Annotated in this window: 12 protein-coding genes; 7 read left to right on the top strand and 5 right to left on the bottom strand. The window is 65.4% G+C overall.

Going from position 1 to position 12,798, the window contains the following annotated elements; genetic code table 11:
- Positions 1-67: 67 nt before the first annotated feature.
- From M9H71_RS16790 to M9H71_RS16780, 3 genes are all read right to left on the bottom strand, one after another.
- Entirely contained in the window at positions 68-1,486 is a 1,419-nt protein-coding gene (locus tag M9H71_RS16790) for a TolC family outer membrane protein (protein ID WP_455406099.1), read from the bottom strand.
- Positions 1,487-1,683: 197 nt separating this feature from the next.
- A complete protein-coding gene (locus tag M9H71_RS16785; RefSeq protein ID WP_455406098.1) occupies positions 1,684-2,463 on the bottom strand; it encodes an enoyl-CoA hydratase in 780 nt (259 codons plus the stop codon).
- A gap of 86 nt (positions 2,464-2,549) precedes the next feature.
- Entirely contained in the window at positions 2,550-3,218 is a 669-nt protein-coding gene (locus M9H71_RS16780; protein ID WP_455406097.1) for a hypothetical protein, read from the bottom strand.
- 252 nt (positions 3,219-3,470) lie between these two features.
- Between M9H71_RS16780 and M9H71_RS16775 the strand changes: the two genes are divergently transcribed.
- The 4 genes from M9H71_RS16775 to M9H71_RS16760 all read left to right on the top strand — a co-directional run bounded on the left by M9H71_RS16775 (position 3,471) and on the right by M9H71_RS16760 (position 7,418).
- Positions 3,471-4,016 (top strand): sigma-70 family RNA polymerase sigma factor, encoded by a 546-nt coding sequence (locus M9H71_RS16775; protein ID WP_455406096.1) that lies wholly within the window; start codon positions 3,471-3,473, stop codon positions 4,014-4,016.
- 2 nt (positions 4,017-4,018) lie between these two features.
- Positions 4,019-4,657 (top strand): NrsF family protein, encoded by a 639-nt coding sequence (locus tag M9H71_RS16770; protein WP_455406095.1) that lies wholly within the window; start codon positions 4,019-4,021, stop codon positions 4,655-4,657.
- Between the two features lie 92 nt (positions 4,658-4,749).
- On the top strand, positions 4,750-5,133 hold the full coding sequence (locus M9H71_RS16765) for a DUF2946 family protein (protein ID WP_455406094.1): 384 nt from the start codon (positions 4,750-4,752) through the stop codon (positions 5,131-5,133).
- A gap of 59 nt (positions 5,134-5,192) precedes the next feature.
- Entirely contained in the window at positions 5,193-7,418 is a 2,226-nt protein-coding gene (locus M9H71_RS16760; protein ID WP_455406093.1) for a TonB-dependent receptor domain-containing protein, read from the top strand.
- 24 nt (positions 7,419-7,442) lie between these two features.
- On the opposite strand, the gene M9H71_RS16755 is transcribed toward M9H71_RS16760, so the two are convergent.
- Positions 7,443-8,552, bottom strand: coding sequence for a DUF2336 domain-containing protein (locus M9H71_RS16755; protein WP_455406092.1), 1,110 nt, complete (start codon positions 8,550-8,552; stop codon positions 7,443-7,445).
- A gap of 82 nt (positions 8,553-8,634) precedes the next feature.
- Positions 8,635-9,780: a GGDEF domain-containing protein gene (locus M9H71_RS16750; RefSeq protein WP_455406091.1), complete on the bottom strand. Its 1,146-nt coding sequence runs from the start codon at positions 9,778-9,780 to the stop codon at positions 8,635-8,637.
- 388 nt (positions 9,781-10,168) lie between these two features.
- Here M9H71_RS16750 and M9H71_RS16745 point away from each other — a divergent pair, with 388 nt between their 5' ends.
- The 3 genes from M9H71_RS16745 to M9H71_RS16735 all read left to right on the top strand — a co-directional run bounded on the left by M9H71_RS16745 (position 10,169) and on the right by M9H71_RS16735 (position 12,574).
- Positions 10,169-10,738, top strand: coding sequence for a sigma-70 family RNA polymerase sigma factor (locus M9H71_RS16745; RefSeq protein ID WP_455406090.1), 570 nt, complete (start codon positions 10,169-10,171; stop codon positions 10,736-10,738).
- Positions 10,735-11,538, top strand: coding sequence for a hypothetical protein (locus M9H71_RS16740; protein WP_455406089.1), 804 nt, complete (start codon positions 10,735-10,737; stop codon positions 11,536-11,538). The genes M9H71_RS16745 and M9H71_RS16740 overlap by 4 nt, the downstream gene beginning before the upstream one ends.
- Positions 11,539-12,073: 535 nt before the next feature.
- Positions 12,074-12,574, top strand: coding sequence for a TIGR03809 family protein (locus M9H71_RS16735; protein ID WP_455406088.1), 501 nt, complete (start codon positions 12,074-12,076; stop codon positions 12,572-12,574).
- The last annotated feature ends 224 nt before the right edge of the window (positions 12,575-12,798 follow it).

The following is a 12,798-nucleotide window of genomic DNA, read 5'->3' as shown; positions in this document are numbered from 1 at the left end:
TTTCCAATCAGGCAGTGTCACAGAGCGTTTGTCGGCCACTCGTCGCGGCCGGGACGAGAATCGATCTTCACTGTCCCGACGGGGTGCGCAGGCCGTGCCAGGCGTCGCGGACCTGATGGTAGTGCACTTCCGGCAGATAGTCCGGCGTGTTCAGGCCGAGGGACTGGACGTCGAGCCGGCCGATCGCGCTGAGCAGGGTGTAGGAGGCGACGACGCGGTCGCGCTGTGCGCCGATTAGCCGAGCTCGTGCCTGGATCACGTCCTGCTGCGAGTTGAGCACGTCGACGGTGGTGCGTTGGCCGCCCTGGGCTTCGCGGCCGACGCCCTGCAGCGCGATTTCGGCGGCACGGACTTCGGATTCTGCGGCGCTGACGGCGATCTTGGCACCCTCGTTCGACACCCAGGCGCCGATTGCCGCGGTGCGAGACTGGTTGCGTACCAGATCGAGCACCGACCGGCTCTGCGCGGCGAGTTCCTTGGATTGCCGGGTCTGCGAGGCCGCAGTGCCGCCGTCGTAGATCGGCGCGTTGATCTGGCCGATCACTGAGGCCTGATCAGTGCCGTAGGTGCCGAGCGTCGAATCCGCCTGGCGGCTGCGGCTGGCGCTGCCCTGCAGAGTCACGGTCGGCAGCAGCGACCCTTCGGCGACCTTGATCGTGGTGGTGGCGGCGTCGACGTCGTAGCTCGCCGCCAGGACCGCGGGATTGCCCTTCGTAGCCAGAGCAATCGCGTCCTCACGGCTCCGTGGCAGCAGCCGGTCGACCGGGGACGCCGGGCTGAGCTTGCCCGGTGCACTGCCGATCACTGCCGCATAGGTCGCCTGACTGATGGCGAGATTGACCTCCGCGGCGTTGAGATCGGCGCGGCCACGGCTGAGCCGCGCCTCGGCCTGAGCGGTATCGGTCGGGGTGACGTCACCGGCGTTCAGGCGCTTCTTGGTGATGTCGAGGGTCTGGCTGAGAAAGTCGATATTGGCCTTCTGCGCCGCGACCAGCGCCTGATTGGCGAGCACGTTGGTGTAAGCCGTCACTGCATCGAGCAGCACGCCCTGGCCGACATTGCGCAGCGCTTCGCGGCCCGATTTCACCTGCAGTTCGGCGAGGCGCACGCTGTTGGCGGTGCGGAAGCCGTTGAACAGAGTCTGCGTGACGGTCACGCCGATCGTCCACGGCTTCAGCGTATCGCTTTGAAAAGTGTTGCTGGGGAGCAGGTTGCGAACCTGCTGCAGACCCGCACCGAGCGACGCCATAAGCTGTGGCCGGTAGCCCGCGAGAGCTTGCGGGACGTTTTCATCGGTGGCGCGCTGGCGGGCGCGCTCGGCGATCAGTTGCGGATTGGACTGGTACGCCTTGACCAGTGCGTCGGACAGTCCTTCGGCCGATACCGGTCCGGCCGCCGCGACGCCGATCGCGGCGGTAACCCCCAGGGTCCACGCCGAACGATGTGCGCGCTGAGCGCTGCCAACGAGTCTCGTCCACCAAGCCATGCGGTCCCGCGTCCTCCTGGGCATCCGCCCCTCGATGCCTGCGCGTTTGTAGAACGCAGTGCAGCGCGAGGCAATCAGTGGGCGGGATAGGCGGCGGTTGCCTGCCGAGGTGTTGTGATGAGGCAACGCTGCGACGATCGGGCGCGTGGTCTCACGCGCCTTTGAGATCGTGTTTGCCGTAATCCGTCAGCGTGTTGTCAGCGGTTCTGATTGTTCGGCTTGCGCTTCTCGATGAACGCCGCCATGCCCTCGGCGCGGTCTTCCAGTGCGAAGGTTGAGCGGAACAGGTCGCGCTCGATCGCGAGGCCTTCGGTCAGCGGGGTTTCCAGCGCACGGTTCACCGCGCTCTTGGCCATCGCCGCGGTGGGGCGCGACATCGTTGCGATCTTCTCGGCCGCTGCGACCGCTTCTTCCATCAGCTTGTCGGCAGGCACGATACGGCTGACGAGGCCGGAGCGCTCGGCTTCCTGGGCGTCCATCATCCGTCCGGTCAAGCACAGATCCATCGCCTTGTACTTGCCGACCGCGCGGGTCAGACGCTGCGTGCCGCCAATACCCGGAATCGTGCCGAGGGTGATCTCGGGCTGGCCGAACTTCGCGGTGTCGGCGGCGATAATGATGTCGCACATCATCGCCAGCTCGCAGCCGCCGCCGAGCGCGTAGCCGGCGACCGCTGCGACGGTCGGCTTGCGGCAGCGCGCCAGACGGTCACCGCCGATCGAGGTGAAATCCTCGTTGAACATGTCGATGAAGCCCTTCGGCTGCATCTCCTTGATGTCGGCACCGGCGGCGAACGCCTTCTCGCTGCCGGTGATCAGGATGCATCCGATCGCGTCGTCGGCCTCGAGATCTTCGACTGCGGCGCCGATCTCCCGGAACACGCCGAACGACAGCGCATTCAGCATCTTCGGGCGGTTGAGCTTGATGATGCCGACCGCGTTCTGACGCTCGACAATGATGAATTCGAATGTGCTCATGATGCATGTCCCCGGGAAGGCCGACCGCGGCCGCGGGCAATCTGCCCGCTGCCGTTCGCGGCTTCAAGGGGTGGGCGTTCGCCCCGTCAGGCCATGAACATCCGCGCTGCGGAGGCGAGGGTGAGAAGGCCGCCGGCGGCAATAAAGATCTTGCCGATCAAGGATGCCTTGTCCCAGGCGTCGTCGTGGTTGGTGGCTTGCGCTTGCGGTTGGGATTGCGCCACCGCGACGGCTTCGCTGGCCGCGGGCTGCTGCGGCTGAACCTGGGCCTGCATTTGCGGCGCGTCGGTCGCGGCGCGGTCGAGGTCGTTGACCTGATCGGCGGCGATCACCTCGGGTGGGCTCGGCGCGGCGGAGGGAGCCTCGGCCTGCTTGGCCGCTTCGGCCGCTGCGCCGGTCTGGGAGCCGGCGACCTCCGCTGGGCTGGCTTCGGCGTTGGCGTTGGCGATCGAGGCCGGCAGCGCGCCGCTGGCGTCGGCGAGCGGCTTGGGTTCGGTCTGCAGGGTGTTGGCGGCGCGGTCTTCGTCGATCGGTGATTTGATGACGGGCTTGGCCGCAGAGTGCTTGGCCTTGGCCGGCTTTGCGCGGTGCTTGACGATCTTCTTTTTCGGCGCCGGTTTGGCGGCGCTGCCGCTGTCGCTGGCGGCCGTCTGCGGCGCCGCCAGGCTCGGAGTTGCTGGCGCGACGCACCACAACCCAATCGTCAATCCTGCTGCAATGACCAGAGCCGAGCGCCCGCTGGCTTTGATGTCCATGACATTCTCCCCATTTGCCAGCCCGGCGGCCACAAAGCGCGACGGGGTGGCGTCAGCGCGGCCAAACCATGAGGAATCGTTGCTGATCCGAGGCAACATCTTGGCAGCTATGGGGAGGATGGTTGGCGCTCGCCGAACAATGCTATGAGTTCGCCCGGCTGCGCTGTGCCTTCCGCTCCGGTCACGATAGCGTGACCGTCTGGAAAGCGTAACGAACGGCTGTCGGAGCCGAACTGTCTTGCGGGAGCGTGCGTGCGCGGACGTGACGACGAATGGACCGAGCTGATGCTGTCGGCCAATGCCGGCGACAGCATCGCTTATCGGCGCCTGCTGGAAAGTGTCACGCCGGTGCTGCGCGCAGGAGCGCGTCGTGGGCTCGCGCGAGCCGGACAGCCCGTCGATCAGGCCGAGGACATCGTGCAGGAGATTCTGCTCGCCGTGCACCTGAAGCGGCACACCTGGGACACCAGCGCGCCGTTTGCACCCTGGTTGCTGGCGATCGCGCGTAACAAGCTGATCGACACGCTGCGTCGCCGCGGTCGTCGGGTGTTCGTCGACATCGATGATTTCGCCGAGACCCTGCCGAGCGAACCGCCGCGTGAGACGCTGCCGGCGAGCGAGGTGACGAAGCATCTCGATGCGTTGCCGGCGAGGCAGCGCGAGGTGCTGCAATCGATCGCGGTGGACAGCGCCTCGATCAAGGACACCGCGGCGAAGCTGTCGATGAGCGAGGGCGCTGTGCGGGTGGCGCTGCATCGCGGCCTTTCGGCACTCGCCGCTAAACTGAGAACGGTGTGACCATGGAAACCGATCGCCTGATCCAAGCCCTCGCTGCCGACGGCGCCGGCCGCGACCGGCCGGTGGGGCAGGTGCTGGCGGCCTCGCTGCTGGTGGCGTTGCCGGTATCGGCGGCGCTGCTGCTGTCGACGCTCGGGCTGCGCCCTGATCTATCCAAGGCGATGCACAATCCGTTCTTCGATCTGAAATTCGTGGTGACGCTGGCGCTGTCGCTGTCGGCGATCATCGTCGCACTGCATCTGTCGCGCCCCGAGGCGACCGCCAGAGGCTGGCGGCTGTTGCTGCTGGCGCCGCTGGCGATTCTCGGCCTGGCGATCGGTGCCGAGGCGATGCTGCCGCATCGCACCTCGGCGATGACGCGGCTGCTCGGGCACAATTCGATGCTCTGCCTCGGCACGATTCCGGTGCTGTCGTTGCCGATCCTCGGTGCGGCGCTGCTCGGGCTGCGGCGCGGCGCACCGTCGCGTCCGGCGCTGGTCGGAGCGGTTGCCGGGATGCTGTCGGCCGGTCTAGCCGGCACGCTGTACGCAGCGCATTGCGTCGACGATTCTCCGCTGTTCGTGGCTACCTGGTACACGCTGGCGACCGCGATCGTTGCCGCCATCGGCGCGCTGCTCGGGCCGCGAGTATTGCGCTATTGAGGCAGCGTCCGGCGCAGCTCCGGGATGTAACTGATTGCGAATGAATTTGACTCGCCTTGTGCCTGTGGTAGCAAAACACCCAGGGGTGCTGGATGAGCGGATTTTCACGACGGCGGGCGAGGGCGTTGGTGGCGGCGTGGATCGCCGCCTACGCGCTCGTGCTCAATGTCGTTCTCGCCAGTGCGCTGCTCGCCAGCCAATCGCCCGTGCAACTTCTCACCGGCCACGAGTTCTGCTTCGCCGTCACCGACGCCGATAGCGGTCCCGACGATGCCGGCCAGCCGGCCAAAGCCATTCCGATCCGTTGCCCGCTGTGCCTCGGCCAGCATGTCAGCGCGACTCCGCCACCGCTGCCTCCGGCGCTGGCGATCCGGATCGCGTTCAGCATTCGTTACGAGACGCCCCGCGCGGCGTTGTTCGTCGCGCTCGAGCCTTCGCTCGATTACCAGCCGCGTGGCCCGCCGGCTCTGATCTGACGATCGCGCGCCGTTGCGCGCGTCTACCTCATCGTCCGATCTGTTGCCGGAGTTCTCTGATGTCATCCGCATGTCCGCGGTCGCGCAGCCGTGTGCTCGCGCAAGCCACCGCGCTCGTCTCCACTTGTCTCGTCGTCGTCCCCGCCACGGCGGAAAGCCGGTCCGATAGCAACCTGCCGCCGGTCACCGTACAGGCGCCGGATCAGGCCGCGCGCCCCGCGCCGGCTCGTCAGAAGCCGCGCGCAGCTTCGCGGTCGACCCGCGCGGTGCGTAGCACCGTGCCTGCCATGCAGCCGTCGTCCGCGCCGGCCGGCAACGAGGTCGCCCGCGGACCGGCACTGACCGTGCTCACGGTGCAGCAGGCGCTCGCCGATATCCAGCAGACGCCGGGCGGTGTCGCGCTGGTGCCGGCCAACGCCTATCGTAACTCGACCGTGGCCAATACCATCAAGGACATTCTCGACTACGTGCCCGGCGTGTTCGCGCAGCCGAAATGGGGCGACGACACGCGGCTGTCGATCCGCGGCTCCAGCCTGTCGCGCAATTTCCATCTGCGCGGCGTGCAGCTTTATATGGACGGGATTCCGATCAACACCGCGGACGGTTACGGAGACTTTCAGGAGATCGACCCGACCGCCTACAACTACGTCGCGGTCTACAAGGGCGCCAACGCGCTGCAGTACGGTGCCAATTCGCTCGGCGGCGCGATCAATTTCGTCACCAAGACGGGGCGCGATCCGTTCCCCAACGGCGTCGCGGTGGATGCCGGCGCGTTCGGATTCCGCCGGCTGCAGGCCAATGCCGGCGGTGTCAACGGCGCGTGGGACGGCTACGTCACCGCCTCGACCCAGGCCGCCGAGGGTTTCCGCAATCACAGCGACGGCGAGGCCCATCGCCTCAGCGCCAATATAGGCTACCAGATCACCCCGGATATCGAGACCCGGTTCTATCTCAACGCCAATCATGTCCGGCAGCGGATTCCCGGCACGGTCACCAAGGACGTTGCACTGAACGCGCCGCAGACCGCGGCGGCGAACAACGTCGCGCTCGATCAGCAGCGCAACATCGACACCGTGCGGCTCGCCAACAAGACCACGATCCGGTTCGACAACACGGTGGTCGATTTCGGCGCGTTCGGCGTCGACCGCCACCTGATGCATCCGATCTTCCAGTGGCTGGATTATCGCTATCAGGACTATGGCGGTTTCGCCAAAGTCACGGACGACCGCATCATCGGCGGCTATCGCAACCGCCTGGTCGCTGGGGTCAACCTGCTGAACGGTCGTCTCGATAACAAGCAGTATGTCAACGTCGCCGGGCAGAAGGGCGCGCTGGCGTCGTCGTCGCTCGACAAGTCGACCAACACCAGCGTCTACATCGAGGACTCGTTCTACGTCCTGCCCAACGTCGCGCTAGTCGCTGGCACGCAATTTCTGCACGCCACCCGCGATCGTCAGGATCGTTTCCTGTCGGACGGCGATCAGTCCGGTTCGACCACGTTCAACCTGTGGAGCCCGAAGGGTGGGTTGCTCTGGCAGATCGATCCGAGTTGGCAGGCGTTCGCCAACGTCTCGCGCAGCGCCGAGGTGCCTAGCTTCGGCGAGAGCGCGTCAGGGCCGGGGATTCCGTTCATCCCGTTCACCAGCATCCGGCCGCAGCGCGCAACGACCTACGAGATCGGCACCCGCGGCCGGCGGCCCGACGTGACCTGGGATCTCAGCCTGTACCGGGCCGAGATCAAGGACGAATTGCTGTGCCTGTACAGCGCGTTCGGCAATTGCAACGTCACCAACGCCGATCGCACCCTGCACCAGGGCGTCGAAGCCGGTCTCGGTGTGACGCTGTTCAAGAATTTGTTCGAGCGGGCCGGCGCGCCGGACCGGCTGTGGCTCAACATGGCCTACACGCTGAACGACTTCCGCTTCGACGGCGACGCCCGGTTCGGCAACAATCTGCTGCCTGGCGCACCGCGGCACTATCTGCGCGCCGAGCTGCTCTACAAGAACCCGAACGGGTTCTACGCGGGCCCGAACGTCGAATGGGTGCCGCAGGCTTACTACGTCGACAGCGCCAATACGCTACAGACCGAGCCTTATGCGCTGCTCGGCCTCAAGGCCGGCATCGACAATGGCGGGCCGTATTCGATCTACATCGAAGGCCGCAATCTGTTGAACAAAACGTACATCGCCTCCGCCAGCATCATCGACAGGGCGAATGCCAACTCACCGCTGTTCGAACCGGGCACCGGCCGCGCCGTCTATGCGGGCTTCAAGGCGCGATGGTGATGCGACGGCAGCGCCGGCTGCTGCTCAGGCAGCCGACGGTGCCGCTGCGGCGGCCTGCTGCATGCGGTGGAAGCGCAGTACCTGCTGGGCGGTCGAAGGGCGCAGCCGCTCGTAGGTTTCGCGGCATTCCTCGAGATCGGGGGATCGGGTTCCGTTGATCTCGTCTCGCATGTAGATGATCTCGCGCACCGTGTCCCAGGTCAGGTTGCAGATCTTGGCGAGGATCAATACGCCCTCGTCGCGCGACTCCACCATCATGGCTTCGGCGGTTTCGACCGTGATGTTGGCGAGGCAGGCGATCGCCTGATTGGTTTCGTCGAATTTGCGCTGGATGGCGAAGTTGTGCACTTCGGCGGCGTCGATACGGCCTTCTTCGAACAGCGAACGGACCAGGCCGTGGGCGATGCTGGTCTGCCGGCTGATGCCGCTGGTGGCGGAGCGCGCCAGCCGGCTCGCCTCCCGCACGGCCGTCTCGACGTCGGCCGAGGCTTGCGGATTGGCGGCGTCGAGCTTGCTGCGGACCGTCGCCGAAGCGATCGCGATCATCTTCAGATATTGCGCACGGGGAATGGCGCGCTGGCCGAGCGCTTCGGCGAGGTCGTCGTCCTGCTCGGCGCGCTTCGCCAGCGTACAGTAGACGTTGTCGGAAAACTCGGCGCCCGGATTCTTCACCGTGCTCTGCACCACGGCTGGATCGCCGAGTTCGACCAGCACGTCGGTCACGGCGCCGCTGAGGGTGCGACGGGTCGAGATCGCCATCATGTGCTGCTGGCTCTTGGCGCGTACATTGGCGATCAGCGTCGCGTCGTCGAGCTGCTCGGAGCGTGACAGCACCGGAGCGGCGATTTCGATCCGGTCTTCGAAGGCGAGCTGCCGGATGATCCGCGGCGGCGCCTGCACCGGGGCGAGCCGCTGCGCCAGCAGCACCTTGGCGTTGGTCTCAATGTTCTGCACCAGGCAGGTGAAAACGTCGTCGAATACTTCGATCTGCTCTGCATTGTAATCGACGGCACCGAGGAACAGGTCGGTGACACGGCGCAACGTCTCGACCCGGCGCGCCACGGTGCCGTGGGCCAGCATGGCTTGCAATTCGTCGAGGAGACGGAGGGCGGGCCGCTTCGATCTCGAAAACATTACTCTTTCCTAGAGTCCGGGCTGACGCCTGCTTCTTCAGGCGCAGTCAATTCGTGGTCAGTTCAAGTCGATCCTAAGTCTTTCAGGCATAGGCAATCTTGTTTCGTCCGCCATGCTTGGCCTCGTAAAGCGCCTGGTCGGCACGCGACAGCACGGACTCGGCGGTTTCCTGCAAGGTCATCGTGGTCACGCCGGCGGACAGCGTCACCGTCATGCTCGGCGAGAACGCGCTCCAATCCAGCTCAGCGACGATCATGCGCAGCCGCTCGAGGATCAGCCGCGCTTCGCGCTCGTCGGTGTTGGGCAGCAGCAGGAGGAATTCTTCGCCGCCATAGCGGCCGAACCGGTCGAAGCTGCGGATGTTGGCGAAGATCGTTATTGCGAAGGTGCGCAGCACTTCGTCGCCGATCGGATGGCCGAAGGTGTCGTTGATCCGTTTGAACCAGTCGAGATCGATCAGCGCCAGCGACAACGGCTCGCAGTGCCGCGCCGCGCGTTCGATCTCGTTGTCGAGATGCCGCATGATACAGCGGCGATTGTAGGATCCGGTCAACTCGTCGAGCTCGGCCAGTTCTTCGATCCGCTGATACGCCTCACGGAGCTGGATACCGCGCTTGTACAGCGAATCCCGCATCGCCTTCGAGAACGCACCGATGAGCATGCAGCGTCCCACCGTCAGCACCAGCGCTAGCAGGGTGGCGAACCGCTCCAACGGCGACTGGTCCGGCAGGTTGATCGGCATGTCGGTGAGCAGGAACAACACCGTCAAGGCGGACAGCAGAGCGCCCCAGCAGATCAGCGCCTGCCGCCGGTCCGCGCGCAGCGCGGCGAAGCCGAACACGACGAACAGCTCGAACAGCAAGACCGCGCCGATCTGCGGCGCCCAAGCAGCGAACCCAACGATCAACACCAGATGGGCGATCGCGGTCGGAACCGTCAGATAGTGATCGGGGAAGCGGTCGTTGAAACCGGATTCGGACAGGGCGAACAGGATGCTGCCCAGGACGCCGCCGCAGACGGCGAAGGCCACGGCTACGATCGGTTGAATAGTACCGGCTTGGACGTAGATCACCAGGATCGCGGCGTCGATCATGAAGCTGACGGCGATCAGGTCCAGCATCCGTCGGCGCTGCCGCACGCGCCGGCCGCGGACGGCAAAGACTCGGGTGTCCTCTGCGCTGGTTGGAGCACCGGGCAAGGTGCCCGGAATCGCAGCAGTTGGTCCCATCGTCCGCCCGATCGAGTGTTTGTCTCGGGGAACCTACGGGGAAAAGCCTTTCGTTTTGGTATCTGCCCGGTGGGCCGCAACTGCCGCGCGTACACGCTAGACGTTTGATTCTGCCGAATTTCTCCCCGGCCCCCGGTCCGACGTAGGGGCGGTTGGTATGGAAAATGTGGATATGTCGCGCAGATCGCGTCGTGGCTTGCTAACCTCGCGCCGTCTGGAGCCGCCGACTCGGTTCCGGCGAAGCGCTGACGATCGTCTTGATCCGGGCGAGCGGGTTGTTCCGTTTCGCAACCTATCTGGACCCTCCGACAATCCCGGGGATGTAAAATTTGCTTTTGTTTATCGAACCTTCCGCCGGGCCGCGCCGACCTAAGCCAAGAGATGGCCAGTGAGTACCAAGCAGGCTGCCACGGACGAGGCCCTGATCGCCAGGATCGCCCAGGGGGACCGGGTGGCGATGCAGGTTCTGTACGGCCGGCATCACGTCAAAGTCTTCCGTTTCGGACTGAGGTTGGTTCGGAACGAACAGATCGCCGAAGATCTTATCAGCGAGGTGTTTCTCGACGTCTGGCGTCAGGCCGGCAAGTTCGAGGGGCGGTCTGCCGTTTCAACTTGGCTATTGGCGATCACGCGGTTCAAGGCGCTGTCAGCGCTGCGACGCCGTAAGGACGCCGAACTGGACGACGAGGCCGCCGCTGCAATCGAGGATCCTGCCGACGACCCCGAGATCGCAGTGCAGAAGAAGGATACGGGCGAGGCGTTACGGAAGTGTCTGACGTCGCTGTCGCCCGAACATCGAGAGATCGTCGATCTGGTGTACTACCATGAGAAGTCCGTCCAAGAAGTCGCCGAGATCGTCGGAATTCCGGAGAACACCGTGAAAACCCGGCTGTTCTACGCGCGCAAGAAACTCGCCGACCTGCTGCTGGCGGCCGGTGTCCAGCGAGGCTGGCCATGATGGCGATGAGCAAGACGATGCCCGAGCACAGCGAGCCGGGCGATATCGAAGCGTTGCTGCCGTGGTACGCCGCCGGGACGCTGGATGCGCGCGACACCCGCAGCGTCGCCGAGGCGCTCGACCGCGATCCGGAGCTGGCGCGGCAATATGCCGTGATCCTCGAGGAATATGCTGCGACCATCGAGCTGAACGAAAGCCTGGGGGCGCCGTCGTCGCGGACGATGCACAAGCTGTTCGCGGCGATCGATGCAGAGCCGGCCCGCCAGCCCGCTGGTGGCCCCGGCCTAGGGGCGCGGTTCGCCGGTTTCTTTGCTGGTTTGTCGCCGAAAGCGCTGGCCTGGTCGGCGTCGGCGGCCGGCGTCGCGCTGTTGCTACAGGCCGGCCTGATCGGTGCGATGCTGGCTTGGCATCACCCCGGCACCGTGCAGACCGCCGCGTATCAGCCGCAGAACGATGCCACGCCGGCACCGCCGCCGGCCGCTGCGACACCAGAGCGCACCGCCGAAGCCGCGAGGCCGGCTGCGCCGATGGTGATGGCGGAACGATCGGGCGGCCCGGTGGTGCGCAGCCTGACGCCGCAGACCGCTCCGCGCGCGCTGGTCAAGTTCTCGCCCGACGCCCGTGCCGCCGAAATCTCAGCGCTGCTCGACCGCTACGATGCGGTCGTCGTTGACAGTTCGAGGGGCGGGGTATTCCGGCTGCAGTTCGGCAATCACGCGCTGTCGAAGCAGGCTCAGGACGATCTGATCGCCCGTCTGCAGAAGGAGCCGATCGTCAACGTGGTGCTGTCCGCTCCTTAAACAGCGTAATCGAGCGAACGGGGCATCGCCTCGTTCGAACGCAACACGCCAAAAACAAGGCTGAGGCCGCCCGATCAACGATATCCGCGTCGAAGCCGTCCACGGACAGCCTCGGCGCGATTGGTGTTTTCCGCGTCCAAGCGGGGGCACTCTTCACCATGACGCGAGCCGCAAAAAATTCCGCAACTGGATTGAACGTCCGGCGTTGTCGGCTGACCAATCGTTGTGGGAGCGGAGACCACCTCCCCAACGAGGCCGTATTCGGCGCGAGCGCCCATCCACCCCTGCGCTGATATGGCTTTTGACCCGCCCGGTTGTCCCCCCGGGCGGGTCTTTCGTTTTAAGGGCAGGCTCGGCCCCGAGCTGGGCGCGCGCCGCCGAATTCAAGTCATTCCATCCGCTCTGGGCGAGGCCGCGCAGTTTCAAATTACCGTTGCGCTGGACATGGTAAATTTTTGTTAACAACATTGTCCTTAAGCTGCTCGTCGATTCGTAAGTTGTGTCGCGTTCCTTTCCCTCTCCTGGCGGACTGCCCATGGAACAGACCGACGCCGAGCGCGGCCGTGCACTCGTCGAGCGCTGGTGTGTGCTCGCCGAACAGCGGCTCGACTACCTGACCGAACTGTTCGAAAGCGGCCGGTGGCGCCGATTCTTCGGCGAACGCGAATTTCTCGAGAACGTCCAGGAAGCCAAAGCAGCGGTCGAGACGTGGCGCGATCTGTTGCGCCGCGAAGCGACGCTCGACAACCAGCCGGTCGATCTGTCCTGGCTCGGCCACAACAAGCACGTCGCCCCCCGCGTCGCCTTCTACTTCGACGGCGAACCGGTCAACGGCTCGGCGTCACCGCCAAGCCCTCCGCTGGCTCGGACCGTGCGAGTCGCTGAGCCGGCAAAGCCGGTCGAATCGGGGACGCGTCCGCGCGTGATCGCCGAGCCCGCGCCGGCGATCGTGCCCGAGGACGTGCCGGTGTGGCTGCATGCGCTCGATCCGGAGCGCCTCGAGCAGCGCTACTCGTTGTTGCGCAAGGCGAGCTAACGCACGCAAGAGTCGGTTGGCTTTGGTTCGGCCATCCACAGGATGGGTCGATGCGACCTTCGTCTAGGAGGCGGGGTGGCCATGGCACGCCCGGCGCAATCTCCGCGATCCCGCACTCCGTTCTAACTTCAACTGCTGTTTCGGTTTTGTGACGGCGGTTGAGGTCGATCAATCCGTGCGCGCGATGCACGATGCCGCGATCGGCGCAAACTGGCGCCAATGAG

The organism is Rhodopseudomonas parapalustris (genome assembly GCF_053772255.1).
The sequence above is the reverse complement of the archived record's forward strand: the minus strand, read 5'-3'. Positions and strand labels throughout refer to the sequence as shown.